This is a genomic window from Halorubrum sp. Ib24, assembly GCF_002252745.1.
Classification (GTDB): domain Archaea; phylum Halobacteriota; class Halobacteria; order Halobacteriales; family Haloferacaceae; genus Halorubrum.
The window spans coordinates 1-25,799 of the sequence record NZ_NHOX01000001.1 but is presented as its reverse complement, the minus strand read 5'-3'; the positions used below and the strand labels follow the sequence as shown (position 1 = coordinate 25,799).

Below are 25,799 nucleotides of genomic sequence, written 5' to 3'. Positions count from 1 at the left end.
TGTTCGACGCCTATCGATCGGCGACCGCTCGTGTGACGATGCGTGGGTTGTCGGCATCAACATCGTCAAGTCGCTCGACTGTGGCCGTGTGGCTCATTGTTTGATCGCTTAATGTGACGCCAGCGACCGCGTTGGCGACGGGCAGCAGTGCAAACGCAGCGATCACGAGTACGACCATCCCGACACGGAGTGGCGTAATCGTGTGGTCGCTGCTGGAGAGCGCGTTGACGACGGTCTCTACTCGGTCACCCAATCGTGCGGTGACCCACGCAGCGATACTGCCGGCCAGAAGGCCAAGCAACAGTAGCGGCGTCGTGTACACTGTGTAGACGAGTCCGTGGAGCCACGGCCTGAAGAACCAGCCTATGGCAACAGCAACGATTCCAACAATTCCAAGCAATATCCACGGTTGGTTTGAATCGGGTTGACCCGAGTCGGTTGGTGGCCAGTCGGTGAGATCGTCATCAGATGGCTGATCGTCTGAATCGTCGGATGGAGGGCGTGTTGGCATTAGTCTGACCCGTGAGGAAACAATTTTGAAACTTGTACGTACCGAGTTATGAGTTCACCAACTCCGATCGACGGAGAATCAAGACAACTCGCCGATTGGGAGGGGGGACCTAATCGAACCACGAGATGGAGTCATTTCTACCAGTAAATAAGTATTGGACAAATGGTCTCGTTGGATTTTATCTTTCACCACCTACCCGGAAGGGTCAGGGGTCGTTGACACGATGGAATACTTATTGTATGCTGTAGTGACAATAGTGTAATGAGCGTTGGTCAATCGGCCGATAAGGTCTGGAACAACCTGATTGGGCGACTCTTGACCCTTCTCGTTGGTGGGGGCCTCGTAGCTGGAGCGCTGACGATGTATCCGCAGATTCTACCCGTGATCAGGTGGGCTATCCCGGTATCTTTCATCCTTTGGGGAACATCTCGGCTCTATTTCTATGGAGTAGAAGACCCTCTATCCTTGGCTGCAGGCTGTCTGTTGATACTCGGTGGATTCACCTATGCCTCGTATTTGCTCATCTCAATGGACGAACTTACCGGAGCGGTAGCTCAACTCGTTCCAGCTATCGGTATCTTTACAGAACTCTTCGCTGCCCATTACCGTAATCAAGACTGATTGCCGTAATTTGATGAATTTGCATCTTCAGTGACCAGCTATTCTGCTCCGATTACGGTCAATACAGGAAGATCTGATATAGTGCCCAGTAACAAGCTTTTTTGCGAATTGCATACAATTCGCTACTAGCAATGGCAACCAAAGAAGCAAACCGGGACACTCCTCTCGACACGGGCGGTGAAGCATTCGAGCTCCTCGGAAACGCCCGCAAAGCATGGATATATACGTATATCCACCACCATCCATCAACAACAATTCAAGACATCGTCGAGACGCACGATCTTCCGCAGCGGACGGTCTACGAGTATATCGACGATCTCGAAATCGCGGGCTTCATTGACCAGTCAAACGACGGCCGCCCAGCAGAATACACGGCTCATGACATTGATCTCCAGTTGATCGATGGCGACACCAAACGGCAGATCACACCTGAGCTAGTTGAGGCGATTGCCCGTCGCACGCAAGACGAAGATATCGATACGTACATAGATCGTCACGGATTGGATGGGCTCGCCGTCGCGTTGGAATACGCTCGCGAATACGTCGATGGATCGGTTACGCATCAGATTATGGCTCGAGAACAAGAGCTCTCATCGCTTGAAGCAGGCGTTATTTTGGATGCCCTCCGACCTGTCTTTGAGGACTAACTCGGAATGAAGTACGACGAAGCTGTCGTTTTCATCGACTCGTCCGTCCTCATCAGCTGTGGTCGGCGTGAGAGTACTCGCTTTCAGGCGCTTGCTCGAGAAGCTCGCCAGCGCGAAACGGTCTTTCGTATTTCCCCACAGGTGTCTGCAGAGGTGACTGGGGATCCATCTCTGGATGAGTACACAACGGGTAATTCTGCTGTTGACAAAGCACTCCAAGAGGGATGGATGAAAGTAACTGAAAGCCCGTCCTATTCAGATTCGGATATCTCAACAGTGATGGATCAGGCACGGAGTTTCATCGCGAATGCCAGTAACCGATCAGAGGATCTCGTAGAAAAAGCGGATACGGAAATGATCGGATTTGCGCTTGAACTGCTTCGTAATGATACTGTGGATGAGGTGATACTCGTAACGAACGACATCCCACTTGGTGAAGCGGCCGAATCGTTACTCCCACAATATGGATTCGACAATTGGCAAATCACTTGGCTTCGCGGTGGCGAACTTGCGGATGAGCTCGACGAGGATTTTGCACCCGAATTTGACTGAGTCAGTCGTATAGCCTCTTTGAACTGGCAGAACCATCACTGATAAATAAGCACTCTTCAGCGACCAGACGTTTCAGGTGATAATATCTCTGGAAAATAGGATTTCAACAGAGCCATCTCAACATAGTTGCATCCTGTTTTCTCACATACATTTATTCACCAGTGAGTCGTCTCAGACGTATGGAGACTCAATTGCGCATGTACCTGTCAGGAACTATCGCCGCAGTAGCTTCGTTTCTCTTCGTTTCTCTGGCCTTCTCAGGACAGTTCAACTTCATACACGGCGGGGTGTTCGTCGTGTTCTTCATCGTGGTGATGGTCGTCTTCGCCAACTTCGTCAAGTGGGCCGAGTCGCTCGAATCCAACTGACGGAGCTACCCGAAGAATGCGTGGTTATGCTTTTATATTGGACGCAACCAGTTTCGCTCGGATCGTACCCCCGTTTTATATGTGATTATCGTGGATACATGGGATATGGCCCTCCACAAACCCCTCCGAGAAGCCCCACGGCTCCTCCGTGAGCAACTGCTACTGTCCGTCCCGATGACGGTCGCCACCGTCCTCCAGATCCCACAGCTGTTCTTAGAGATACTTGCTCCGGCTATCTCTCTCGTTGAGGCAGACGGGAATCCTTCGCGGTCAAAGTCGACGGCCGACTGCTGCTCTAATGGGTTCGACAACCCATATCTCTCCCATTGATGTTGTACACGGTCATCGGGAGCGGCTTCGTCGCGCTCGGTCTTGCGATCGGCTGGTACGGGATCCGACCGCTTACGGTCATTCCGGGTATCCTCCGTGCTAACATTCAAGACCCAAGTGAGGTGACCAACACCGGCTCCTTCGTGGTGTGCCGCGACGTTGCGAACGAATCGAGCGAGATCCTTACAGCTCCGTTCACGGGCTCTCAGTGTCTCGGTTTCGAGTTTGAGGTTACCGAACGTCAACCGTTCGGGATCGGGATTCCGTGGTTTCAAGCCCATCTCGACGACGGTGTGTCGACCCGTCCGTTCACCCTCGACGGTCCGATTGGCACGCTGGATGTCGTCCCATCCGCCAAACGGTTCGCGCTCGATACGGAATCGACTGTCATCACCGTCGGTGCCAGTGAAACGCCGCCCGAGCGCATCCAACGGTTCGTCGACGTGCGAGACGAACTCGACCCCGTTGCGAGATGGGCACGGATTATTCCGGGACTCGGCACGCGGCGCTACGTTGAACGTCGGATCGATTCCGGCGAGGAGTATCTTATCGCGGGACACACGGAACGCCAGCAGAATGAAGTCGTCCTCGCAGGCAATCTCGTCATCACCGATCGCTCCCCGAGACGGTTCGCGTTCGCACGGCTCTGGAAGGCGGTGTTCCCGACGGTGGTCGCGCTGACGTTCGTCGCTGTCGGAGTCGGAGGTATCGCCCTATGACCGACTGCGGTACGAACCTGACTATCCATCCGTCACAATGACACGAGACAGAGACGCCATCGAGACGCGTGAACTGAGGAAACAGTTCGGAACAGAGATCGCCGTCGACGGGCTCGGTCTCACCGTCGAACACGGAACAGTGTACGGCTTCCTTGGACCGAACGGGGCCGGAAAAACGACGACGATGCGGATGTTGACATCGCTGACGCGGCCCACCGACGGCGAGGCGTGGATCGACGGGAACCCCGTTTCTGATCGTGACGCGATCAGGGCATCGATAGGGTATCTTCCCGAGGAACCGCCGGTCTTCGACGAACTCACCGGCCGTGAACAGCTCGAATACTTCGGTCGGCTTCGAGACCTCCCCGCCGCCGAGATGGAGACCCAGATTACAGAGTGGTTAGATCGATTCGATCTCACGGACGACGCCGACAAGCGGATCGACGATTACTCGAAGGGCATGCGCCAGAAGATCGGCCTGATTCAGGCGCTGTTACACGAGCCTGATGTCGTATTCCTCGACGAGCCGACCAGCGGACTTGACCCGCGGGCGGCTCGGACCGTCCTCGACGTCATCGCAGATCTGACCGACGATGGCCACACGGTGTTCCTCTCGACGCATATTCTCTCGGTCGTCGAGGAACTCGCAGACGTCGTCGGCGTCCTCTATGAGGGCGACCTCGTTACCGAAGGCTCACCCACGGAACTGACGGCACGGATGGAAGCTGAGGAGGGAACAACCCTTGAGGACGTGTTCCTCTCGGTCACCGCCGAACACGGACCGACAGCTTCCGAATCGGCTCCCAGGAACACTGGAGACGTCACCGACCGACAAGACGGACGAGTTGAGGACGACGGACGGATTGAGGAGCGATGAGGCGTGCAAAACGGCCGCGGCTCATTGCCCGGACCGAACTCCGGCGGCGCTGGCGGACGATGAAGGGGAATACGACGCAGCTGCTGGCGATGGCGTTCGCAGCCGTCATGTTACTCCCTTTCTCGCTTGGCGGCGTGTTCGGGGCATATCTCGCCGGTGGGTTCGTCGCCGGAAGTGAGACCGAACCACTCATCGAATGGGCCCGGATGGCGTTCGTCTACGGATGGATCTTCGTGGTCGGGTTCGGTGGATATCGCGCGTACGCTGTGGCACTTCGGCCAGACAATCTCGACGGCTTGTTGACGACAGTCTCACACCGGGACGTGATCGGTGGCCTCGTCCTCGCTGAGTTCATGCTTTGGTCTGCGTTCTTCGTCACAGTTGGAAGCGCCGCCACAGTTGCGTTCGCCGTCGGTGCCGGCTCAGTACTCACGATTCCTGCCCTGTTGCTCACACTGTGTCTCCTCCTCGTGACCGGGATCCCGGCTGGCTTCATCCTTGCGCTGGCTGTGCGGAACGCCGGCGTTCGATCGCGGCTCCTCAGTCGCCTCCGAACGCTGTTTCTCGCTCTGCTTGGTATCGGGTATTTCGCACTGATCTTCACGAACGCATTCGCATCAGTTCTCGAACCGATCTATCGGGTGCTTGCGCCGACACCGATCGACTGGTTCGGCGATCTCGCCGCATTGGGGCTCGGGATCGGTGCGTCACCGCTCCGAGCGATTGGCGCAATGGGATTCACAGGAGTGTTCGTCGTCATCGCGGTTGCGTCGCTGTACCGACTCGCAGCGTGGCTCTGGTACGCCGACGGCGTTCACATCACCCACGAAGTCGAGCGATCGGTTGATAGATCATCCCGGTTGGGCGGGCTCTCACGAATTCTCTCACAGCCAGTCTTCGGGGTTGTCGCAGTCGATTGGAAACGCGCTCGTCGGTCACCGATCTCGCTATCGTTCGCGCTGTATCCCCTGATCGTCCTCGCCGGTCCGATTGTCACGGCCGTCCAGACAGGGGAGATCGGAACGGGGCTTCCGTTGTGGATTTTACTCAGTGGAACGTGGGTTGCCGGGTCGTTGTTCGCGCTCAACGTGGTGGGTCAGGAGGGCGCAGCGCTCCCTGTCACACTGCTCTCGGATGCCCCCGAGCGCTCGCTGGTTATCGGCCACGTCGTCTCTGGAGCGCTTCTCATAGCGCCCGTGACCGTCGCGGCAACCGTTATTACAGGCCTCCTCAGTCCGCACTCGGTGCCGGTCGTCATGAGTCTCGGGGCGGCAGCTCTTGTGTTGTCAATCGGGTCGGGCGCGATCGCGACCGGCGTCGGGATCGGGTTCCCACGCTTTGAGGCGGTTAGCGTCTCTCGAAGCACGAAAGCGATCGTCCCGAGCGCTCTCGCGTTCGTCACCTATTCGATTATGGTGCTCGTCGTTGCGCTCCCGACCGGTCTCGCTCACTCTGGTATTACTGGTCACGCGCTCGCCTCGGTCGTCGGTATTAATCAATTCGTGATCGGTCTTAGTGGGACCCTTGTTTCGGCCGTACTCGCGTGTCTCGTCGGTCTCATCTCAATGTACATCGCACGAGATCGTGTTCGCAACTATCGTCTCGGGTGAGCGATCCGTCACGAGTCTCGTGGAGTCGGAGTGTGAGTTCTGTGTCCGTTTTCCGCGTCTCTAGTGAAACTCTCAACTGTACAACTCGTACAACGTTGTGAGTGCTACCGCGTGGACCGTTCCGACAGTCATCACACTGAGTACGACGCCAACGTACGGGATCGCTACCAGCCATCCCGACGTCAACCCTATCCCTACGATCAGCGCAAACAACGGGACACCGTGGCCACGAGAGCGCCGCCAACTCTCCACTGGGGCACTCCGTAGTGGTTCAGCGAACAGGACAGCGACCGGGAGCAAGAACAATCGAACGGCGACAAACGCCAACACTGCGAACGCACCGAGCGCGACGAGGAGTGAGTTTACAGAAACATCGAGATCGATCGCCGTTCCCAAGTGGGTGATGAGGTACACCACCGAGATCCCTCCCGTATAAACGAGAAACCGCCGCCGTGAGACCATTCGGTCGCTTGCCCGTACCATCGTGATCCCCCCGGCGGTAGCAATGGCTCCGATCGCGAGGAGTTCGAGTCCGACGGCATACAGAAGCACGTCCAGTGGGAGATTGATCAGCGCGTCGAGTGAGCGACTGGTCGCCGTCGTCCCTGTCGGATACACCGTATATACGATCTGGAGAGTCGACCCCGACACGGGGGGCTCAACCGGTAGCGGGTCACGTATCCGGAATCGACCGATCACCGTCAGCACACAGCCAGCCACGAGAAACGGGAGCCAGAGCGTCGGCATCGATCGGAGCGTCCGGACGATCTCTGCACCCCCTGACGCCGAATCGCCCCCACGAGACCTCTGGTCGTCGGATGGGTGCTTCGAGAAGTCGTTCGGTGCTCTGTCGTCTCCAGCCTCCATATCTGGGTTCTGAGTCATGACTGCTCCCCCAGTGCCAGCACACGACGGCGATTGGTTACGTACAGGCGACCGTCGCCGATGATCGGCGGAGAGAGTGGAACTTGCTCCGGTTCGTAGCTGAACCGTTCGATTCCGCTATCGACGTCGAACGCACGGAGTCTCCTCTTCTCTTCCACGACATAGACAGTCCCATCGGCAACCACCGGCTTCGACTCACCGACAAACTCACGTGACCAGTACGACTCGCCGGTATCGAGATCGAGCGCGTGGAACGTGTCGTTCCCGTCGCTCAGGAGTACCCTGTCGTCTGTTACGGCCGCCGTACCTTCAGTCGCGTTCCCGTCAAGATCACGCTCCCAGAGCGGCTCGCCGTCCTCGTTGTCGAGTAACGCGACGTCATTTCGCGATGTGACGATCACTCCCGCGTCCGTTACCGGCGTACACAACTGCATCTGATCGTCACGATCCCGGTTCCAGCGCTGCGTTCCATCCTTGATGTCGTACGCCGAGACCTGTCCCGGCCAGTTCGCAACAAATAGCGTGCCATCCTTGATCGTTGGCCGTCCAAACTCGGCGGAGATGACCTCGTCCTCTTGGACAGTCACGCGCCATTCGACGGAGCCGTCGCTGGCGTTCATCGCGGCGATGTCGTTTGTTCCGACGACGGGTGTATACACCATCCCGTCGTGGACGACCGGGTTCGTAGTCGGCGTATGGCTGACAGTGGGTCGATACTCCCCGTATGGCGGTCCATGCCATCGTTCACTACCAATTCCCCGATCGATTCCGGGGATCCCGATCCCGCCGGTGGCGTTGAGACCGTACGTGCCGCCCGTCGACGTGACTGCGAGCGTTGGTGACCGGTACGGCTTCGCGTTGGCGGCGGCCAAACTGGACGTGTACGGACCGCGTCGAACGAACTGTTCAGTTCCGTCTTCGACACGGAGCGCGACCATCCCTCTCCCGGTGGCATAGAGCGTGTCCCCAATTCTGATCGGAGAGCTCGCCCCGTGAAACCATGATGGTGTGTCGTAGATCCAGACGGGTTCAACGTCAGTTACGGGACCCGAGACGGCGGAGTTGTATCGGGTTCCTGCCGGATCGTACCCAGCCATCGGCCACGCTTGGTCCGCGGCAGCGGTCTCCACAGCTGAGCCAGTGATGGCCGTACAACTACTGCCGGCAAGGAGTGCGGTGGCTCCCACTAGTACGCGTCTTCTGGAGGGCATCCCGGTGTGAATTTCAGAAATCAGCCAATACAATTGATTGTACCGGTCCGTAGCTCGAGGCTGGAGGATTGGGATTTTAACTTACGAGTCGAAAGTGTGTGTATGGTCCCCCGCCGATCACTCCTCATCGGAGGCCTCCTGCTCGTTGGTCTCCTTCTTGTTGGAAGTGCGTTCGCAGTCGGTACGCCAGAACCCACAGTCACACTTGAAAATCAGGACAATGAGACTCACTATGTGACGGTGTATACAGTCTCAGACGAAGACCTCGCAGGATACGTTAATTTTGAGGTGACGACCGACGACGGCGATCGGAAACATGTCACATATTCTGACCTCGTCTGGCCCGGCGACTACGAGAATGTGACGCTCGTAGATGACGAGATTGAAACAATGACATTCGTCGTCGAACCCGGAGAAACGGTCGATGGTACGGTTACGAGTTGGTCGAAGGGAGACGTAACCGTGTATATCGCGGAACGAGGGCCAAACCGAGAACACGCGTCATCTCAGATCGTCACTTGTGGAACTCGCGGCCAGACACACTCGTTCACACTACAGGAATTGGGAGGTGGTGGCACAACGACGTGTGGCGGTGGATATAGCTGGATATTTCGATAGAGAATAGACCCACTGTCACAGTTCCGTTGTTCTATCTTCCCATCCGATGTGTCTGACTGTATTCACAGCCACTCGTAGACTGGCGGAATGAGCTCAAGTGAGGTGGCTGCGAGGTAAAGCCCTGTTACCACAAATCCAAGGCCGACCACGATCCCGAGCGTCGATGTGGCCGCGAAGAGTGCCTGACCACCGGCGACCACGAGCACAAAGGCGATACCGACGAGCAACAGCGTCCCAATCACGTCGAGAAGGGCATCTTTGACTGCGGCGTGAACGACCCTGTAGAGAGCAGCCTCGTCAAATCCTGACGCCATTTCACTGTCGGATCCCGACACCGACTCGGAGGCAGGGCTGTCCGGGTCCGAAGAGCGTGAATCGGAGACCATGCATTCCCAATACCTACAGGTACGGCGTAATTGTTCTCACCCTCCTCCGAGCGAATCGAGAGGAATACTAGCGGCCGACTCTGTTGATGTCTTGTCCATCAGACATAACATAGCGTGAAACAGCCGGTCGTTGAAGAGTGCGAATTGACCGGTAGATTCAACCCTTTGCGTAAGGAATCCTTACGCATACAATGGCATCTGATGAACCTGAAGTAACCACAGTAACCTCGAAGGGACAGATCACGATCCCGAGTAAACTCAGAGACCAATTCGGACTCGAACAGGGGACGAAGCTCATGGTTGTCCCGACGGAGTATGGTCTCGTGTTAAAGAAAGTCGACCTCCCATCGATCGAGGAGTTTCAACAGCGTGTTGAAAACCGGACAGACGCGGGCGAAACGTCTCTCGACGAGGTCACTCGACTCGTCCACGAGGCGCGGGACAGCGACGAATGAGGGCGGTGCTGGATACGAACGCCCTCATCTCGGGCGTCATCGCAACCGGCGTGCCACACGAACTTCTCGTCAAGGGATTCGAACGCGAGTACCAGATCGTCGTTTCGGTGGAAACGCTCACCGAGTTCCGTGAAACGCTGCTCAAGTACCCAGAGCGCTTTCACATGAGCGAACACGAGGTACAACAGGAGGTCGAACTGGTCCGATACTATTCGGAGTTCGTCGATCCGCAGGAAGACATTACGGCGGTTGAGGCGGACCCCGACGACGACAAGTTACTTGAAGCGGCCGTCGCCGGTGACGTCGATTACCTTGTCTCCGGCGACGGACACCTGCTCGATCTCGACTCGTTCCGTGGGATCGATATCGTCGAACCGAGGACGTTCTATGATCGACTCGACGCGTCGTGAATATCCAGTACGAGCGATCTGTTCTCAGTCTGTACTGAGCGTTCTGTGAGTCCCCTGTATCGATCGTAATCGGAGCAGAATGTATCATCAGCTAAGAATTCAGCAGAGCCTAGCGGCCAACATTTTACGATATACACATGCGGTATACACAAACTGACTAGTGAAATCTGCCCTGTATTAAGGGATTTAACAGAGTCGCATCTCGATGAATGCCGGGTCGACCTCGTCGTAGACGAGCAGCGAGACACTATCCACGATCGAGGATGTAACCGCAAATCTGTAGTCGGGATTGAACGCGAAGATCTCGGCGTAGACGACGAACCAACGGTCAGTTGGACGGAACGCGGCAACGTCCTCACGGAGCGGATCGACCTGCGTTCACCGATCCTTATGAGCACGGCCGATCGTTTCAGGAAACAACGACGGATGCCCTCCATCGCTCACCGCAGTCGTCAAAATCTTTCCGGAGCCACTGGGTTCCTCCCTGTCCTACTCGCCAACCTGATCCCGCTCGTCGGTGTACTCCGTCTCGGCTGGGACCCCGCGACGCTCGCCGCGGTGTACGCGGTCGAAGTCGTGCTGTCGATCCCGCTGGCGGGCGCGAAGGCGCTGTTCGCAGCCCGACCGCCACCGGAAGACCGCGATGCGGGCGTAATAAGCGTCACCGAGGCGCCGCTGTCGAGCAAACGCGGCACAATTCACTCGATTTCGTGGCTGCCTCCCATTTACCTTCGGAATGTCCCGTTTGCGGCGGCCGTCTGCGGTGCGGTTGCGTGGATCGCACTGGTCGTTGGCGTCGCGTTCTCGCAGGTGTTCGACGTCCCGGCCCTGCTCGGTCGTCCGGGGGTACTCGCGTCGGCGCTCGCGCTGGTTGCGGGCGAGACGATCGACGTTGCCCGGGACTACTTGGGTCGGCGACGGTACGCAGAGACCTCACCGTATGCGGTTGTGGAGACGCCGACGAGGCGCGCGTTCTTCCTCGTGTTTGCCCTGTTCGCGCTCCCGGTGCTTGACGCGGCCGCGGGCGGTGTCGCCGTGCTCGCCGCGTTTGTCGCCGTGAAGCTGCTCGTCGAGTGGTCAGCGTTCCGGGCGACTCACGGAAATGACGCTTCCAGCGGTGGTCGGATCACCAGCTGGCTCGCCGGCCCGACTGACTCGCCGGAACCGCCAGAGCCGATCGCGATCCCCGACGTCGAGCCCGATGTCCGGGTCTCGGCTCATCGCCGAACTACCGTCGTCACCGCGGTCCTGAAGACGCTCACTCGCGTCGCCCCAATATACGCGACCGGCTTCTTCGTCGTCTGGCTCGTCGGTCTCGGGCTGTTCGTCGGTGACGCCTCCGGCGCAGTCGTCGTTGGATCCGGAATCGCTGTCCTCGCGCTGTACCTCGGTGCGCTCGCTGTGAACATCGCGGGGTTCGCGCTCACCTACGCACCGATCGAGTACCGGCGGTACGGGTGCCAGCTGATCGCGTACGACACGTGGCTTGACGAGCCGCAGTGGGCGACCTCCGTCGATCACCTTCGTGACGCAAGCGTAGTCCACACCCGGCTCCCGGATCGTACGTTTGGCACGCGAACTATCGAGCTGACCACCGGGTTCGGTGATAATGAGACAGAGCGGTTCGTCGGCCCGGTTGGCGACGGTGAGGCACTCGTCTCGGCGTTCGACGTACCAATTCAGTCCACCGATCTGCCGCCGATGAACCGACGAATCGCCGCGATCGCGATCGGTATCGGACTCGTCGTCGGTGTCGGTGCAGTCGCGTGGCTCGCCGGGCCATGGGGATCTACGGGCGAGCTCGTGCAGAGCCTTGTTCTGTTGCCGTTCCTCGTCTGGCCGACATGGTTGCTGTGGCGGCGAGCGTACACCGAACCGGAATGAGCGGTCCTGTTGGAACTCTCAGGAAGGGACATATTCTTGTCTGAAACACCCGGTTACTGAAGAGAGCATTCTGGTCGTCCCGAATTCTTATACGAACTCAAGGAGAATACCTGCTGCTTTAGCCGCAGGATGAATACGACAACGTGGGATCAATCCACGTTCGACGGCCTAGTTCGAATTTCCGATGCGTACTTTGAAGTTCCAAAACCACTATACGATAGTAAGGTTAGGTCGGAACTGAGCGGATGCCGAACGACCTTCGGAGGCGGTCTCCCCGCCGCTCAATGAGACAGTATCCGAAACACCGACGCGGTGAACGCAAATCCTCGAAGGGTTCGTCGTTGTGTCTGTCGGTCGAGCAAGCCGAAGATAACTCCGAGTCCGGCGACGTATCAGCGACTCCCTGCTGGCAAAAACAACAGATGGGAGTCAATGACGCCGAGGATAGGAGTACCGGCGGTTTGGCACCGCCAGTCAGCCACCGAACACGACGACTGGGTTAGATGCGAACTCCCGTGAAGTGGCGGAGTCATGGTTGCGAACCTGAAACTCCCACCGCTCGGGATTCCCCCGCCTGAAGGCGGAGGAGGATGTCAAGTGTCGGTTAGTGCTACGACACTAATCGAGACGTGGTCGCTGTCGAAATTGCCACCACCACACCTAATTCGACGTCTCGTGAGTGGTTCGATATGTCCTCCAAGAGTACCGCACGACCAGAGGCAAACAGTAGCTGGAAGACGACCCTCCACGGAATTCGTCACCTTCCGCATCGGATGGCGGCGTTCATCGTCACGATGCACCCCGTGATCTGGGCCGGCTTTTTTATCGTGCTACCGCTTGTGGTCCTCGGGTCGATAGCTCTCTTCGGCTCTCGGGCGACCGTTGCCTACGTGATCGCGTTTGCGTGTCTGTGGTTGATGATCTGGTTTTCGAGTGCGGGGTTCAAGACGAACTACTACCGGCTCACTCCCGAGAATCGCATCTTAGTGATCGAACCCGAGTTCGACGACCCCGAGACCGAACAGTTCGCAGTAGCGACCGGTACTGACGAGCAGATAATCGACCTCACTGAGGTGGACTCTCTGCAGTTGATTCCGCTTGGTCCGATCGTTGCTGCACGACTCCACTACCGGTCGCTCACTGTCACGAAGCCAGAAGGGCTCCTCATACCGCGTGGACAGCTCCGTCAAATCGCCGCCAGCTTTCGATCGTGTGGCGTGTCGGTCCCCGAACTGGTAGCTGGCGACCCTCCGGCGCTGCAGCGTCGACCGATCCGGGCTATGGCTCGGATCGCAGCAACGCCGATACTGATCGGCGTGCTCCCAATCTACATCGTACAGGTTCAACTCGACATCGACGTGTGGCCGTTTCTGTTCGGGTTCGTGCTCGTCACTTGGGTCGTGATCGTTCGCAACCTCTCAGTCCGGTTCGGGATTCATCCGGAGGGGAGCCGGGCACGTGACTGGCTGCTTCGGTGGGGGATCGACCTCTTTGTCGCGGCATCAGGGTTGGTGGCCGCGCTCGGAGTGCTCGCACTCGTCGGGTCGGTGTGAGACCGATCGTGCGGGATAAAATTCATGTGGGATAGCTAATGTGTGTTTGACACCATCGCACCCGAGACAGAGAAGCGGGGGTGAGCAAGCCGTGGGTACCACCGAGGCGCGTATGGCATCGTCGGCGTGTCGACCCGAGGTATCCGGCTGTTCGCCTTCACCGCTCACAACTCCGCCACGAGCTCAACCGGACGAGTCGTCCCGCCCTCCACGGCGTGAAATCTCTCTCAGACACACCTCTACCGATGCCCTCCACACTCTCACGACGCCGTTTCCTGTCGCAGTCCGCTACCGTCGGTGCTGGCACCGCCATCGCGGCCAGTGGTCTTGCGAGCGGATCGACCGAACCGACACAAACGACCAGCGTGGATACGCTTATCGACGACGCGGCCACCCGCGCGTTGGCAGAACACGACGCGGGCGGACTGACAGTTGCCGTCGTCGACGACGACGAGGTCCACACCGGCGGCTACGGTTACGCCTTTCAGAGTGAAGACATCCCGGTTCGAGCGGACGAGACGCTCTTTCGTGTCGGCTCCGTCTCGAAAGTGCTCACGTGGACGGCCGCGATGCAGATCTTCGATCGCGGTCAGATCGCACCAGACGACGCCGTGGACGCCCACCTTGAGGCCGTCGACCTCCCGGAAACGTTCGACGAACCGATCACGCTCGAACACCTCGCCACCCACACGCCGGGATTCGAGGTCCGAGCGCGCGGCGATTCGGTGAGCAATCCTACGCATGTCCGTCCGCTCGCCGAGTCGGTCTCAACAGACGTACCGACGCGTGTCCGTCCCCCCGGTGAACTCTACCAGTACACCAACTACGCCGCCGCACTAACCGGACAGCTGATCGCGGACATCTCTGGGCAGCAATTCGACTCGTTCGTCACGGAGAACGTGTTCGCGCCGCTCGGGATGTCAAACAGCACGTTCCAAGCGGCTCCGTCCGGACTCGTACCTGCCGATGGAACGGCGGTTGACGAGGTCGTGAGTTTCTACTCCGACGTATCGCCGGCGTCCGGCCTCCATACGACCGCCGCGGATATGGCACGGCTGCTGCAAGCGCATCTCAACGACGGCGTCGTCGACGGCGAACGAATCCTTTCTGAGAGCGCGGTCGACACGATGCACCAGCAGTGGTTCACACCGCACGAACGGATCGACGGCATGGCGTTCGGGCTTTTTGAGCGACCCCGGGGGGATACCCGGATCGTCCGTCACGGTGGCGGTGTCCCGCAGTTCGCCACTGAGTTCGCCCTGCTCCCTGAGGAGGACGTTGGCCTGTTCGTCGTGGCCCACGGTAGCAGTACTGTCCAGTTTAGGTCTATGTTGGAGATATATAACATACGTGTCAATTCAGAGAATTTGAGGCGAACGGGCTAATACACCCGGGTGAGAAACACCCCCTGATGGGTTTCGAGCGCGACGATCTCTACAGCAGTGACCCCCCCTCAATACCCTGACGGCGTCGATCCACATCCTGACCCCCTTGATCCGTATACTCCCACACCTACCTACGACGTCGACCGGTGGGAGGAGAAAAACCAACTCGTGGAACTCGGGGGTGACACTGAGTACGACAAAGATACTAAAAAACGCTTTGGGCGCTCCGGCATTTCGACCTGCGGATAGCCCCCAAGTGTGATGAGATCGACGACTGGGACGGTCTCGACCGCCGGACACAACGGATGTATCGGGCCGGTGTTCTGAAGGAGTTCGTCGGGGGATATCGTGAACTCCAACAGATTCTGGAGAAGGGGGGTCCTGTCGCTCGCGAAGCCTGCTTCACCTCCGGTGATGGCACGCACTACTCGAAACTTTCGAGCGCCATCAGTGAATTCGACGCCGACTTTCTATCTGAAGCCGCCGAGTACAGTCACAACGCCGCGCTCTATGCGCTGACCCCCCGAGGACCCTCGTTCGACCGGACTTCCACGTACCCGTCGAAGCCGCGTGCTTACTACCGGGAGAACGACGAGGACTGGACGGTCAGCATGGACCACAAAATGAGCGAGGCGAGCTGAGTCGTCGCCGAGTACATGGCGCTGGTCGCTCCCCCGCTTCGGTTCGACCGCGACCGGTTGGCCCCCAACTACGAGTATTCGATTGGGGACATCTACCGATTGTTCGCACACCTCGCCATCGAGCAATGTGCCGCGAAGAACGGCGCCGAACTTCTTGACTGGCAGTCTGACAGAGACACCCCCTCAGCCTCGACGCTCTTCGAGTATATCCCAAACGCGGGCACCGAGGGGGATTACGAGGTGGAAGACATTGAAACGAAGTTCATCAATGCCACGTGTCGCCTCCTCGAGCGCGAAAACCTCGCCCCGTCGGAACCAATCCACCTAGCGTACGACCTCACGACTGTTGGCTGGTATGGGAAGGAGAACAGATGGGTGACGGGGTCGATCAACGATGATAACACGACCGAATTCTGGCACTATGCTGTTCTATCGACCGTCACACCCGGTCGAAACTACATTTTAGGGGCTCTGTTGAAATCCTCAGAGAGTTACATGTTCGCCGTGTAATTCGATGAGATGAAGGCCCTCCCGAAGTCGCAGATTCTCCGATTTACTGAGAAGGCGATCCATTTGGCACGCCGAGCGGTTTCTCGATACTCCTCGAAGTTCTCCAAACATCGCTATACACTTCCCCAGCACGTTGTTTTGCTGTGTCTCAAAGTTCGGAAGGACACGACCTATCGTGGCCTGCTTGACGAACTGATCGAGATGCCGCGCATTCGTCACGCCCTCGGATTAGCTGAACTTCCTACGCCATCAACGCTTTGTAAGGCGTTCAACCGGCTTGATATGGCTGTCTGGCGTGCCATATTGACTCTCTCAGCGACGCTACTTCCGACGAGCGGTGTCGTTGGAGTTGATGCGTCAGGATTCGACCGCAGTCCGCCTCAAAACACTACACGAAACGAGCCGAACTCACGATTCAGCCGCTCAAAGTGACGTTGCTGGTCGATACGAAAGTGAACGCAATCCTCGATCTCCACGTGACGACAACACGAAAACACGATAGCCAGATTGCGCCGTCGTTGATCAAGCGCAACCCCGAGGATATTGGCATTCTACTCGGTGACAAGGGCTACGACGACCAGAAGATCAGGCAACTTGCCCGGCAACACGAGGTTCGGCCACTGATAAAGCATCGTGAGTTTACATCGCTCTACAAGGCATGGAACGCGCGCTTAGACGCTGGTCTCTACGGCCAGCGGAGTCAATCCGAGGCGGTCAACTCAACGCTCAAGCGGAAGTACGGTGCGTTTGTTCGCTCCCGACGATGGTGGAAGCAGTTCCGTGAACTCACTATTGCTTGTCTCAGTCACAACATTGACCGATCACTCTGAGCAGTCAATACCTAGTCTGTACTGAACGATTCTTGGGTCGCCTGTACCGACCACTGTCCGCGGAACGGCATCGCCACTGTTTTTAGACGCGCGTTGGATATTTGACTGATGCCCTCCAACAAAGCGACAGCCGCCGCCCCGATAGCAACCGGCGTCCTTCTCGCCGGGACGGCTACACGAGAAGTCGCACAGCACGGACTGGAACTCTGGACGACGCTGGCGCTCGCCGGTGGCCTCTCCGCGGTTGCTGTCGGCCTCGGCGTTCTGACCGGTCGTGGGTTCGACTCCGACGACCGCGACGGACACCACAGCCGGACAACAGTCGCGCTCGTCAGCCTCGCACTGACGAGTCTCGCCGTCGCGGCGGGAATCGCGCTGGCGTAGGCGACGCCAACCGACCCGCGTTACGTCCGATACGCGCTCAACGTCTGCTGTAGTCCGGGATACGCAGCGGCGCACGCCGCCGCAGTTTCTCGATAGGGAGCCTTCATCCTCTCACCAATGCCCGAGAGCCCGGTGACCGAGACGCGCTGTGTATTCAGCACGACCGCAGAAACCTACTCATTCCCCGTCAGGAGCGTCGTGCGAGATACAGAGGGTGTGTCGGTCACGGAATTAGCTCGGATCACTATCAGATTCAGAAGAATTACCTAACAAGCCTAATAAGAGCGACAAAATGGCTGAAGGCGTATGGAGTCGGACGAATCCGTGGCTCTATATTCCGATGAACGTTGTCGTTTGGGTACTGCTGTGGGTTTCGATAGACGTGCTTCTCTCGGACGCTAGCGTGATTTCTGCCGCAATACCGGGAGCAGCAGGTGGGTTGGCTTTTGGAATCTTCACCTATTATTCTAAGTATCGAGACAGTACGTAGCGTAGTCCTCTGGTCTATTCGCGTCTGCTCTGATTGCTGTCGTACGCGTCTATCCCGCCCTACACGACGAATTGAACCTGCTCACGATGTTTGATATGCGCCCTGGGCCTTGTTTAGACGCTCGAATTCACGTGGTTCAGGCGGTGAGAGACTGCTCGATGTTTCTGATGGCGGCCTTTAGGACGATCTCTCGAAACTGACCAAACCACGTTCTGGCTTTAATCGTCGAGCCGAATCGCTTGCGCAGCGCGAAAAATATCGATTCGACGATAGACCGTCGATGGTACGTTTCATCATCGATCCGAGCATTGTGAGCGGCATCAAGCGAGTAGAATTCACGGTGCTTGATCACCGGTCTGATGCCTTCTTCACGCAGCATATGACGGAGTTCGTCCCAGTCAAAGCCTTTGTCGGCGACTACAGTTCCTAGCTGTTCGAGATTTCTCGTGAGGACTTGCCACGCGATCTGTGTGTCGTGTGGAAGGTTCTTTGAGCAGTGAACGTCGAGGATTGCTCTCGTCGAGCAATCCACGAGAAGCGTGGTTTTAACCGACTCAAACGTGCCTTTGACGCGCTTCGCGTAGTTGTGACTGGACGAACGATGAGCGAGACCGGTGGAGTCGATGGCCTGAATCTCTCCAGTATCAAATAGATTCACAGACAGCCGCAACAGCACTCGCCAGACGCGCATCTTCAGCGCTTCTTTCCGAGCACAAACCGTGGTGAAGTCCGGCAACTCCTCGACCGACAGCCCGATTTTCTCCACGATATCAGGCATTTCACGGAGGATATCGAGGAGTCGGCGGTACGGAAGGTCGAGGTATTCGCGAAGTCCGTGGAGAGTGATGATCACCCAGTCTGCGTAGCCACCTTCCCCTTTCTTGACAGGCTGATTTCCGTCACTCCCGACAGCTTTTTGAGACAAAGCCACACATCGGTCGGTGAAGCGGGCGAGTTTCGAAGGCACATCGAACTCTGCTCGCTTCACTTCCTCGAAATCACGCCATTCAGGCAATATTCTTAGCGTCTAAACACGGCCTGCGCCCTGTATTCAGCACGACTCCAAGAACATATCACCTGCTGAGGATTTCAACAGAGCCATTTTAGGTGCAACTCCACTCAAAGAGCGGAGTGAGAAGGCTGAAGCACTTGACCGAATGCTTCAGCAACTTCGCAAAAATGCGGACCCCGAGTTCGGCAGGATTTACATGGACAGCCAGTTGTTCGAAGCCGATATTGTCACAGCGTGCCGAGAACACGGACTGAACTGGATGATTCAGGCCCCTGATAAAGAGATGTATACGGAGCTCGCTGAGAACGCCTCCTCGGGGGAACCAAAAAAAGAAGATATTACTTTCACCAATTTCGATGCGAGTCACCGGACGTTCAACGCGATCATCTGGCCGGTCCCCGACGAAGAAGTCGGGCAAAAAGAAACTACGCCAGCGACAGATCTCACTCGCTATCACGACCAAACCGAGAGCATTAATGATAGTTCCTCAGACGAGACGGATCCTGACAGCAGCCCCCAATCCCGGCTTGATCGACACGGCAAGATGCCTCCTGTAGCGGAGACGCCTGATGCCGGGAGCGGCGAAAGCGATACACACACCATCTGGATTACAGATATGGATGTCGGTGAGCGGGACTTGGAGGGACTCGGCTATCAGTACCGCCACCGGTGGAGGATAGAGACAGCCATCCGCCAGTTGAAACATACGTTTCAGGGACAATGCCGGTCTTCGGACCGGTTGCGGCGGGCGGTTTACTATCGTATCATGGTTTTGGGAACTTCAAAGTATATATTAGAAACTCGAACTAATCCGTCGGACGTGTATTAATTCCATGTTGTCGGATTCATCCTGCGGCTAGCCGCAGCTGCTCTCCTTGAATTCGTATAATTGCTTTGTTGAAACCATTGGTCGCTGATAGTTTGTCGAGGCTGTGCTACATTCAGAGCGCGTATCTACCCCGAGACGACCTTTCGATAGCCTTTCCGGAAAAGTTGCCCCGCACCTAGGATACTAAGTACTACTGCGCCAGTTACAACCGCTGAGTGAACGATTTTATACGATGGAAACGGCGTGTATCGACCGAGAATGAGCAGCGTCGTCGCTATTATCCACAGAATATACAATCCGATACCAGTTTGATAGAGGGCCTTGCGCATGATTGGACTTTGGAAAGCTGTACACTTCTTTTTGATGTCCTCCTGTTGAATATCCTTTCTGCATCTCTCACGCCGATCCTATCACCGCTTAACGATTTCAACAGAACCAGCTCTGTTGGAATCCTCAGAATTTGATACATCTTACCGCGGTTTCGGTCACTACAGAACATTCACAAACTACCCTGAAAGGGAGAGCATATATCTCACGCCAAATGGTACTTATCTATACAAGATGAATCCCTATCGCAAATTTATGTTTATTGCGCTGGCTTGTCTGCTGGTTGGTGTCCCTCTTTGGACGTTGGTTCTAGCCCCGAGTGAGTTTTCACCTGCGATGGTTCTAGACCCGGGATTTTGGATAGCCGTAGTAGCCGGGTTTGCTATCCTTCTCTTTGGTTTTTGGATAGGGGAACGAACAGATACCGGTGAATAAGCGCACCTGCTGAGCGGCTGTTATACGCGATATTATATCTGAAGAATAGGATTTCAACAGAGCCTGTCCGTTCTAATTGCTCTTCTTGGAGTAGTCGCATACATTAGGTGGCGACCCCTTAGGTGACTGAGCGCAGGATCGATATGTTCGCAGCACTCATCGACCGACTGTTTCAGGCGAGAATATGTCTAAAGAATAGGGTTTCAACAAAGCCAAGCGAGATGAATCTGCTTTGACCGCGCTATTCGGTCAGTAAGTGTCGAAAGCCCCCGGCCCACTCACAACCGCTGCGTGACGTCTTCTCGGTTGATTTGGCCACTCGAATAGTGGTCGCAGTTTGATGATTGAAACGACAGTCTCGTCCATCCAGCGCTGGCCGTATGATTTACCGTCCAATTGGGCGTTATGTGCGTGATCGTAGTGTTCAAACAGTAAATATACCGGTCGTGGAGTGTAACTCGCGGTTATGAACCCCTCTAGGTTAGTCGCTCTCTGCTTCTTTTTTGTCAGTGTCTTGTTGTTAGCTCAGGTCAGTGTCGGTGGAGAGTTACGACTCACCATCGGAACTGTGTTACAGCTGGCGGGTGGTTTATTTTTGTTACTGACCAGTCTCTACGGATTGGCACGGTATGAGGAGAATCCAATCGTCAGTGAGTATAACCCGCTAACGTATCTCCTGATCTCTGGCTTGTTACTCTGGGCTGTCGGATTACTTACGCAAATAGCCACAGTTTGAACCGAACAAGTTTACGTTGCCAACAGATCGATTGATCGTGAGTCATACTTGGTTGTGGTTGAATTACAACATTTGAATTTGTTGTAAACCTCTGTCGCTGATAGTTTACCAAGGGCTTGCTGCATACACAGCGTATATGTTGCAGTGCAGCGTGTCATAAAATTAGTTAGTTATCGTAGCGACGTTTCAGGACTGGTAACTCCTAGATTTAATACCGTGTGCAGATGTCAATCAGGTATGCCTGGTAGTGGTCGTTCGGATTCACCAGCGATCAGAGCCATCGGGACTATCGTCGCGCTGATTGCCGTCATCGGTTATTTGATTTTTGACTGGTCGTTCAACGGCTCTGCGAACACTATCCCTGCGGTTATTGGCATCATCGTCGCGGTCTCGGCCATCGGATGGACGCTGTACAGCCGCGTGTATTCAGATGGAGGACCATGATAAGGGCTGGCTTGAGTAGAGATGAGATTGCAAGCATCACAGTTATCGGCATCACTGTTGCCGCGTTCGCTTGGTATCGAACTGGATTGACCGGAATACAGCGATGGACAAACGCTATTATCGTGTTACTTGTGAGTGTCTCCGTGGCAACGGCTACAACTCTTGTCATAAAAAATGGAATCCCAGGTGGCATCGTTCATGACTGGAAACATGCGTACTACTACCGGTGGTGATGCCAACTCGATACAACTGAACTTACAATAAAGCCTGTCATAGAATCGTTCTTAACAAATTTCCGCTTAGATATTTACTAAATTAACTGTTAGATAGGGCATGCGAATGGCCTGATTGCGATGGTTGCTCTCCGCCAGAGTGCCATCCACTAAATCGTGAAGCGGTCTTGTTGAAATCCTCTCCTTCAGACAGGTTCTTGCCTGAAAACCTGTTCCCCAAAGAATGTATCTCTAACGAAAGACACATTCACCCATCCACGGTGATTGTGGTATGGATACTCTGCGGGGTCTGTACCAGCGGCTTGACGATTGCGTACGTGGCCTATCCCGTGTTCCTTATGCCCTCCTCGTTGGCCTCGTCTCCGCTGTGGGTGTATTTGCTGTTAGGCTCCTACTGTCGGGTGATGGAAGTTTTGGGCCAGTAATGATGGGAATCACAATGGCTGTCGTTTACTACGCCTTTGATCCAAATGACGCGAGTTGATGCGACCTTTTCTTATACTGACCGAAGCTAGTTTAGAACGTATCACCTGCTGAGGATTTCAACAAAGCCCGTGAAGCAAAACGCATTAGTGATGCGTTTTGAACTGGCCTGTATGCCCTCCACTAGGCGACAGATGCTTGCCTCCGTTGGAGCGTCTCTCTTGGGAGTTGCCGGATGTCTGGAGTTGGGAGATCCGAACTTGGTGATCGACAACGAGTTGAATCAGCGGGTAGCCGTTAATATCGATATCACCAGAGCATCGGATATGCGGGTGGTCATGCGTACGGACCGCTCGCTCGGAGCCGAGGAAACGACGGCGCTCTCGTATCCGGTTGACGAATCTGGCGAGTATCGTATTCAGATCACGGCTCAAGAGGCGAACACCGGCGGCGAAACGACCGTCTCTGTCGATGAATCCGTTGTTATCCATGCCGCTCTCGGTCCCGACGGGGTGTCGTTCGAAACCCGATAGCGCTCAACCGACTACCATTCTGGGAGGTCGTATCTGTATCCCTTGTATTGACCACGGCCGGGTCAGAGTGTATCACCTGTTGAGGGCTTCAATAATGCCACAAAACTCGACTGTTTCGGGCGGCCCGGTCTGCATACAGGCCGTGTACGCAGCGAGTTAGCGATGGGTGGGGACCGATCTATCTTTCTTCGAGGAGAGAGTCCCGCCGTTCACGGCGGGCGTGAATCCGACAACGCCTCCACAACCTATGTTCAGCAACAATACGGATATTTAATTAACAGTGTATCGTAGCATGACGTACACCGAGGCGGTCACACCGCCCACTCAAATGCACAATATCGGGACTCCGAGGCCTAGAACGTTCGAGACACACTCTCGAACCGCTGTGGTGTCTCGGTCAAGATAACTCCGAGTCCCCTGCCGGGATAGGAGTAACGGCGGTGTGGCCCCGCCATCGGCCTGTCATGCCGACAGGCCGTGAACCAGCAAATATCCCACCCCAGCGGTGTAGTGCCGTGGGAAGCCTCGCCGTCGTCGGGCGTAGCCCGACTGCCTGAGGGAGCTCCGCTCCCTCTCCGTTTACGGCGAGGAGGAGGTCATCTTCCACTTGTCGCAGTCCAAGTCGCACTTGCCTCGACGGCGTTCTCGACCGTGAGTTGCGCTACTTCTGGCGGAGTATCTTCTCCGCCTGCTGGGAGGAACTGGAATCGTATAGCGTCCCCTGTTGAGCCGAACTGAGCGACAAGAGTAACGATTTCACCCTGATTAGCAGTGACGAACTCAGGACGAGCGACCGTCGTTCCGGCAGCGACCTCAATATCAAGTGAGGCGTCGTATTGATCTAATTTCGTCTCTACCGAGACTGGGACAGCGTTGTTTCCTGTGTTCTCGACGAGGAACGTTCCTCCCGGATACTCGGATTCTTGATTGCTACCCGGAAGAATCTCTGTGCACCCGGATATTGAAACGACACCAAAACATCCCCCGATTGCCTGCAGATATTGCCGTCTTTCCATATCTACGACTCCAAACCGGGCGGTAAATGTCTTCATACACAGTGGTCATCGTTCGTTGAGGTAATTCTCAGTTATTCCGTCGGCCCCTCCTCGCGGACTCGAACTACTGAGGTCGCTCTGCTGGATCGACGCTCTATATTTCGCACGTTGCTATTGACAGAAACTGAGGGGATCACGTGAACGCTACTGAATATGGGGCACGTATACGGACGAATGCTTAGTTTCGTGCCGGTCTGGTTGATACTCAAGCAACCGTATTGGATTCTCCAGCAGTGACTTGGCGGCCCCGGCGGACGACAACGCCGACCCCGAATGCGAGTATCCCAAGTAATAGGCCCAACGGAATCCACATTTTCCACGCGCCGACTCCGCCGAATGACAATGGGAGTGCGACTGGGGATGGCTGGTTGAGGTAGAGCCACCAGTAGTATGTCAGTCTAGCTATCACCGGTGCTAATATCAGGAGTACGCTGATTGCGAGCCCACTATTGTCATAGGCCCACCAACTTGCCAGCCCGAATCCGACTATCACAAAACCTGGCTCAACGATTACACCCCCAGCAAGCGGCAGGAACGGAATAATTAGAACGAGCACAGATACTCCCGCCGCTGTGAGAACTCCCTGTAACGATCGCTTCTGGTCACTTCCCAGTAGTGCGGTCCGGAGGGCAACTTCCATACGCCCAGATCAATCGTGGATGGTATATCTCTTGCTCAGGCCCAGCCTTGTTTAGACCGGTGTCGATCGGACGAAACGGCCGCTATCCGAAAACGAAATGGAACAGAGGGGCTCTCATAGACCGGTCCTGTTCATTCAACATAAACGCTAACCTACGTAATCGGTAGCGTGGCTCTGTTGAAATCCTCAGAAAGTGATATATTCTGCCCCGGTCGCGGTCAGTACAGCTGAATCATAGACCATCAGCGTCTTTCAACAACCGCAGTAGTAGACCCAGAGTCACCACCATTGCGACGACGAACGTAATTGCGATAATAATAGTCCCTATACCGACCATACCTGCTTTCGAGGATATAGCATCAAGAAGATACTGACTCGGGGCCCCTCATTTCAGAACCATTCAGTGCGCAGTCTTCAGCGACTGGCTGTTTCAAGTGAGAATGTATCTGAAGAATGGGATTTCAACAGAGCCGGTAGCGTCTAAACACGGCTGAACGGTTGTTATCGGCGTGCACTTGGTGCACGCACTCCTTAGGTCATAACGCTCTCAAAAGATACCCAGAGTGACTATAGCGTATGAAGAGTTCTATGACATGACAGGCTTCACGTTCGATAGCTTGCACGCCATGCCGGTCAGGTTCCGAAGATTTCAACAGATCTACCAGCCAGAATGCCCTATATTTAAATGTTAGCTATGCACAATATTTTGAATATGGAGACACCACAGCAATACGGCGTTGCTGGTCTCGGCCTCTCTGGGAGTCAGTATACCGTCGAACAGACGGGACAGGACAAGAATCTTCAACCCGAATATGAAGGCAAAGATATCACCGGCGACACGATATTTCGCTGTACCTACAGTATGTATGAGGGGAAGGACACGTTTCCGTTCGTCGACGCCGACGAAAACGAGATGTTCACTGTAGAGGCCAGTGGCACCTGGGATATTGCTGGTGACTACGCACTTACCGATGGCCATACTGGAGAACCTCTCGTCATTCTGGACAACGATTTTTCGCTGTTCCAAGACACATGGCGAATCCGCGACGCGGAGGATGGGTCGCTCCTCGCAGAGATTACTTCACGTGGGGGGCTCATCACGATGGGTCGAAAACTCCTGCCGGTAGGACAGTTTATCGGGCATAAATTCGAGGTGACAGACCCGGACGGTAGTTCCGTTGGTTCCATTGAGAGCGACTTCGCAATTCGTGATCAATACGATATTTCGATCAGCGATAGCAGCTCGGTCCCCATA

Annotated in this window: 28 protein-coding genes and 1 pseudogene; 22 read left to right on the top strand and 7 right to left on the bottom strand. The window is 55.9% G+C overall.

Annotation, left to right across the window (positions count from 1 at the left end; all coding sequences use genetic code 11):
• Window positions 1-10 precede the first annotated feature (10 nt).
• On the bottom strand, window positions 11-511 hold the full coding sequence (locus tag DJ82_RS15080) for a hypothetical protein (protein WP_241881343.1): 501 nt from the start codon (window positions 509-511) through the stop codon (window positions 11-13).
• 261 nt (window positions 512-772) lie between these two features.
• On the opposite strand from DJ82_RS15080, the gene DJ82_RS00140 reads away from it, so the two are divergent.
• The 8 genes from DJ82_RS00140 to DJ82_RS00105 all read left to right on the top strand — a co-directional run bounded on the left by DJ82_RS00140 (window position 773) and on the right by DJ82_RS00105 (window position 6,235).
• Window positions 773-1,132: a hypothetical protein gene (locus DJ82_RS00140; protein ID WP_094525116.1), complete on the top strand. Its 360-nt coding sequence runs from the start codon at window positions 773-775 to the stop codon at window positions 1,130-1,132.
• 131 nt (window positions 1,133-1,263) lie between these two features.
• Window positions 1,264-1,779 carry a helix-turn-helix domain-containing protein gene (locus DJ82_RS00135; protein ID WP_094525115.1) on the top strand — a complete coding sequence of 172 codons (516 nt, stop codon included), beginning with the start codon at window positions 1,264-1,266 and terminating at the stop codon, window positions 1,777-1,779.
• A gap of 6 nt (window positions 1,780-1,785) precedes the next feature.
• The gene (locus tag DJ82_RS00130; protein ID WP_198947990.1) at window positions 1,786-2,331 is read left to right on the top strand and encodes a hypothetical protein; all 546 of its coding nucleotides are present in this window, start codon (window positions 1,786-1,788) and stop codon (window positions 2,329-2,331) included.
• 179 nt (window positions 2,332-2,510) lie between these two features.
• A complete protein-coding gene (locus DJ82_RS00125) occupies window positions 2,511-2,699 on the top strand; it encodes a hypothetical protein (RefSeq protein WP_094525114.1) in 189 nt (62 codons plus the stop codon).
• 105 nt (window positions 2,700-2,804) lie between these two features.
• The gene (locus tag DJ82_RS00120) at window positions 2,805-3,029 is read left to right on the top strand and encodes a hypothetical protein (RefSeq protein ID WP_094525113.1); all 225 of its coding nucleotides are present in this window, start codon (window positions 2,805-2,807) and stop codon (window positions 3,027-3,029) included.
• Complete coding sequence (locus DJ82_RS00115; protein ID WP_094525112.1) at window positions 3,029-3,748, top strand: hypothetical protein; 720 nt, start codon at window positions 3,029-3,031, stop codon at window positions 3,746-3,748. The genes DJ82_RS00120 and DJ82_RS00115 overlap by 1 nt, the downstream gene beginning before the upstream one ends.
• A 37-nt stretch (window positions 3,749-3,785) precedes the next feature.
• On the top strand, window positions 3,786-4,625 hold the full coding sequence (locus DJ82_RS00110; RefSeq protein WP_094525111.1) for an ABC transporter ATP-binding protein: 840 nt from the start codon (window positions 3,786-3,788) through the stop codon (window positions 4,623-4,625).
• Window positions 4,622-6,235 carry a hypothetical protein gene (locus tag DJ82_RS00105; protein ID WP_094580765.1) on the top strand — a complete coding sequence of 538 codons (1,614 nt, stop codon included), beginning with the start codon at window positions 4,622-4,624 and terminating at the stop codon, window positions 6,233-6,235. Before DJ82_RS00110 ends, DJ82_RS00105 begins: the two co-directional genes overlap by 4 nt.
• 72 nt (window positions 6,236-6,307) lie before the next feature.
• Here the strand turns inward: DJ82_RS00105 and DJ82_RS14855 are convergent, their stop codons facing one another.
• Window positions 6,308-7,120: a hypothetical protein gene (locus DJ82_RS14855; RefSeq protein WP_198947989.1), complete on the bottom strand. Its 813-nt coding sequence runs from the start codon at window positions 7,118-7,120 to the stop codon at window positions 6,308-6,310.
• A complete protein-coding gene (locus DJ82_RS00095) occupies window positions 7,117-8,217 on the bottom strand; it encodes a PQQ-binding-like beta-propeller repeat protein (protein ID WP_198947988.1) in 1,101 nt (366 codons plus the stop codon). Before DJ82_RS00095 ends, DJ82_RS14855 begins: the two co-directional genes overlap by 4 nt.
• Window positions 8,218-8,433: 216 nt before the next feature.
• Here DJ82_RS00095 and DJ82_RS00090 point away from each other — a divergent pair, with 216 nt between their 5' ends.
• Window positions 8,434-8,949: a hypothetical protein gene (locus DJ82_RS00090; protein WP_094525108.1), complete on the top strand. Its 516-nt coding sequence runs from the start codon at window positions 8,434-8,436 to the stop codon at window positions 8,947-8,949.
• A 62-nt stretch (window positions 8,950-9,011) separates the two neighbouring features.
• On the opposite strand, the gene DJ82_RS00085 is transcribed toward DJ82_RS00090, so the two are convergent.
• The gene (locus tag DJ82_RS00085; RefSeq protein WP_094525107.1) at window positions 9,012-9,335 is read right to left on the bottom strand and encodes a hypothetical protein; all 324 of its coding nucleotides are present in this window, start codon (window positions 9,333-9,335) and stop codon (window positions 9,012-9,014) included.
• Between the two features lie 191 nt (window positions 9,336-9,526).
• Here DJ82_RS00085 and DJ82_RS00080 point away from each other — a divergent pair, with 191 nt between their 5' ends.
• From DJ82_RS00080 to DJ82_RS00040, 9 genes and pseudogenes are all read left to right on the top strand, one after another.
• Window positions 9,527-9,790, top strand: coding sequence for an AbrB/MazE/SpoVT family DNA-binding domain-containing protein (locus tag DJ82_RS00080; protein WP_094525106.1), 264 nt, complete (start codon window positions 9,527-9,529; stop codon window positions 9,788-9,790).
• Window positions 9,787-10,200, top strand: coding sequence for a putative toxin-antitoxin system toxin component, PIN family (locus DJ82_RS00075; protein ID WP_094580764.1), 414 nt, complete (start codon window positions 9,787-9,789; stop codon window positions 10,198-10,200). Before DJ82_RS00080 ends, DJ82_RS00075 begins: the two co-directional genes overlap by 4 nt.
• Window positions 10,201-10,590: 390 nt before the next feature.
• Window positions 10,591-12,084, top strand: a complete 1,494-nt coding sequence (locus DJ82_RS00070) for a DUF6498-containing protein (RefSeq protein WP_254921994.1) — start codon at window positions 10,591-10,593, stop codon at window positions 12,082-12,084.
• Window positions 12,085-12,857: 773 nt separating this feature from the next.
• Window positions 12,858-13,637 (top strand): hypothetical protein, encoded by a 780-nt coding sequence (locus DJ82_RS00065; protein WP_094525103.1) that lies wholly within the window; start codon window positions 12,858-12,860, stop codon window positions 13,635-13,637.
• A 245-nt stretch (window positions 13,638-13,882) separates the two neighbouring features.
• On the top strand, window positions 13,883-15,022 hold the full coding sequence (locus tag DJ82_RS00060; protein WP_241881342.1) for a serine hydrolase: 1,140 nt from the start codon (window positions 13,883-13,885) through the stop codon (window positions 15,020-15,022).
• 305 nt (window positions 15,023-15,327) lie between these two features.
• Window positions 15,328-15,663, top strand: coding sequence for a hypothetical protein (locus DJ82_RS00055; RefSeq protein WP_094525102.1), 336 nt, complete (start codon window positions 15,328-15,330; stop codon window positions 15,661-15,663).
• A gap of 15 nt (window positions 15,664-15,678) precedes the next feature.
• A complete protein-coding gene (locus tag DJ82_RS00050) occupies window positions 15,679-16,173 on the top strand; it encodes a hypothetical protein (RefSeq protein WP_094526542.1) in 495 nt (164 codons plus the stop codon).
• Between the two features lie 9 nt (window positions 16,174-16,182).
• Window positions 16,183-17,003 (top strand): annotated as a pseudogene (locus DJ82_RS00045) (IS5 family transposase).
• A gap of 108 nt (window positions 17,004-17,111) precedes the next feature.
• Window positions 17,112-17,387: a hypothetical protein gene (locus DJ82_RS00040; protein ID WP_092701522.1), complete on the top strand. Its 276-nt coding sequence runs from the start codon at window positions 17,112-17,114 to the stop codon at window positions 17,385-17,387.
• A 626-nt stretch (window positions 17,388-18,013) separates the two neighbouring features.
• Here the strand turns inward: DJ82_RS00040 and DJ82_RS00035 are convergent.
• Window positions 18,014-18,844: an IS5 family transposase gene (locus DJ82_RS00035; protein WP_094580763.1), complete on the bottom strand. Its 831-nt coding sequence runs from the start codon at window positions 18,842-18,844 to the stop codon at window positions 18,014-18,016.
• 82 nt (window positions 18,845-18,926) lie between these two features.
• Here DJ82_RS00035 and DJ82_RS00030 point away from each other — a divergent pair, with 82 nt between their 5' ends.
• From DJ82_RS00030 to DJ82_RS14295, 3 genes are all read left to right on the top strand, one after another.
• Window positions 18,927-19,718 carry a transposase gene (locus tag DJ82_RS00030; RefSeq protein ID WP_321166839.1) on the top strand — a complete coding sequence of 264 codons (792 nt, stop codon included), beginning with the start codon at window positions 18,927-18,929 and terminating at the stop codon, window positions 19,716-19,718.
• A 1,735-nt stretch (window positions 19,719-21,453) separates the two neighbouring features.
• Complete coding sequence (locus DJ82_RS14300; RefSeq protein WP_094558235.1) at window positions 21,454-21,660, top strand: hypothetical protein; 207 nt, start codon at window positions 21,454-21,456, stop codon at window positions 21,658-21,660.
• A gap of 829 nt (window positions 21,661-22,489) precedes the next feature.
• Entirely contained in the window at window positions 22,490-22,849 is a 360-nt protein-coding gene (locus tag DJ82_RS14295; RefSeq protein WP_141212001.1) for a hypothetical protein, read from the top strand.
• Window positions 22,850-23,445: 596 nt separating this feature from the next.
• On the opposite strand, the gene DJ82_RS14290 is transcribed toward DJ82_RS14295, so the two are convergent.
• Together DJ82_RS14290 and DJ82_RS14285 are read right to left on the bottom strand one after the other, a co-directional pair.
• Window positions 23,446-23,901, bottom strand: coding sequence for a hypothetical protein (locus DJ82_RS14290; protein WP_141212002.1), 456 nt, complete (start codon window positions 23,899-23,901; stop codon window positions 23,446-23,448).
• Window positions 23,902-24,109: 208 nt separating this feature from the next.
• On the bottom strand, window positions 24,110-24,544 hold the full coding sequence (locus DJ82_RS14285) for a hypothetical protein (RefSeq protein ID WP_141212003.1): 435 nt from the start codon (window positions 24,542-24,544) through the stop codon (window positions 24,110-24,112).
• A gap of 712 nt (window positions 24,545-25,256) precedes the next feature.
• Between DJ82_RS14285 and DJ82_RS00005 the strand changes: the two genes are divergently transcribed.
• On the top strand, window positions 25,257-25,799 hold a 543-nt coding region (locus tag DJ82_RS00005; RefSeq protein ID WP_094580771.1), incomplete at its 3' end, for a hypothetical protein.

Coding starts and splice junctions, on each gene's coding strand:
- DJ82_RS15080 (WP_241881343.1), bottom strand. CDS start 511: ATGCCAACACGCCCTCCATCCGACGATTCAGACGATCAGCCATCTGAT.
- DJ82_RS00140 (WP_094525116.1), top strand. CDS start 773: ATGAGCGTTGGTCAATCGGCCGATAAGGTCTGGAACAACCTGATTGGG.
- DJ82_RS00135 (WP_094525115.1), top strand. CDS start 1,264: ATGGCAACCAAAGAAGCAAACCGGGACACTCCTCTCGACACGGGCGGT.
- DJ82_RS00130 (WP_198947990.1), top strand. CDS start 1,786: ATGAAGTACGACGAAGCTGTCGTTTTCATCGACTCGTCCGTCCTCATC.
- DJ82_RS00125 (WP_094525114.1), top strand. CDS start 2,511: ATGGAGACTCAATTGCGCATGTACCTGTCAGGAACTATCGCCGCAGTA.
- DJ82_RS00120 (WP_094525113.1), top strand. CDS start 2,805: ATGGCCCTCCACAAACCCCTCCGAGAAGCCCCACGGCTCCTCCGTGAG.
- DJ82_RS00115 (WP_094525112.1), top strand. CDS start 3,029: ATGTTGTACACGGTCATCGGGAGCGGCTTCGTCGCGCTCGGTCTTGCG.
- DJ82_RS00110 (WP_094525111.1), top strand. CDS start 3,786: ATGACACGAGACAGAGACGCCATCGAGACGCGTGAACTGAGGAAACAG.
- DJ82_RS00105 (WP_094580765.1), top strand. CDS start 4,622: ATGAGGCGTGCAAAACGGCCGCGGCTCATTGCCCGGACCGAACTCCGG.
- DJ82_RS14855 (WP_198947989.1), bottom strand. CDS start 7,120: ATGACTCAGAACCCAGATATGGAGGCTGGAGACGACAGAGCACCGAAC.
- DJ82_RS00095 (WP_198947988.1), bottom strand. CDS start 8,217: ATGGCTGGGTACGATCCGGCAGGAACCCGATACAACTCCGCCGTCTCG.
- DJ82_RS00090 (WP_094525108.1), top strand. CDS start 8,434: ATGGTCCCCCGCCGATCACTCCTCATCGGAGGCCTCCTGCTCGTTGGT.
- DJ82_RS00085 (WP_094525107.1), bottom strand. CDS start 9,335: ATGGTCTCCGATTCACGCTCTTCGGACCCGGACAGCCCTGCCTCCGAG.
- DJ82_RS00080 (WP_094525106.1), top strand. CDS start 9,527: ATGGCATCTGATGAACCTGAAGTAACCACAGTAACCTCGAAGGGACAG.
- DJ82_RS00075 (WP_094580764.1), top strand. CDS start 9,787: ATGAGGGCGGTGCTGGATACGAACGCCCTCATCTCGGGCGTCATCGCA.
- DJ82_RS00070 (WP_254921994.1), top strand. CDS start 10,591: ATGAGCACGGCCGATCGTTTCAGGAAACAACGACGGATGCCCTCCATC.
- DJ82_RS00065 (WP_094525103.1), top strand. CDS start 12,858: ATGGCGGCGTTCATCGTCACGATGCACCCCGTGATCTGGGCCGGCTTT.
- DJ82_RS00060 (WP_241881342.1), top strand. CDS start 13,883: ATGCCCTCCACACTCTCACGACGCCGTTTCCTGTCGCAGTCCGCTACC.
- DJ82_RS00055 (WP_094525102.1), top strand. CDS start 15,328: ATGTATCGGGCCGGTGTTCTGAAGGAGTTCGTCGGGGGATATCGTGAA.
- DJ82_RS00050 (WP_094526542.1), top strand. CDS start 15,679: ATGGCGCTGGTCGCTCCCCCGCTTCGGTTCGACCGCGACCGGTTGGCC.
- DJ82_RS00040 (WP_092701522.1), top strand. CDS start 17,112: ATGCCCTCCAACAAAGCGACAGCCGCCGCCCCGATAGCAACCGGCGTC.
- DJ82_RS14300 (WP_094558235.1), top strand. CDS start 21,454: ATGCCTGGTAGTGGTCGTTCGGATTCACCAGCGATCAGAGCCATCGGG.
- DJ82_RS14295 (WP_141212001.1), top strand. CDS start 22,490: ATGCCCTCCACTAGGCGACAGATGCTTGCCTCCGTTGGAGCGTCTCTC.
- DJ82_RS14290 (WP_141212002.1), bottom strand. CDS start 23,901: ATGAAGACATTTACCGCCCGGTTTGGAGTCGTAGATATGGAAAGACGG.
- DJ82_RS14285 (WP_141212003.1), bottom strand. CDS start 24,544: ATGGAAGTTGCCCTCCGGACCGCACTACTGGGAAGTGACCAGAAGCGA.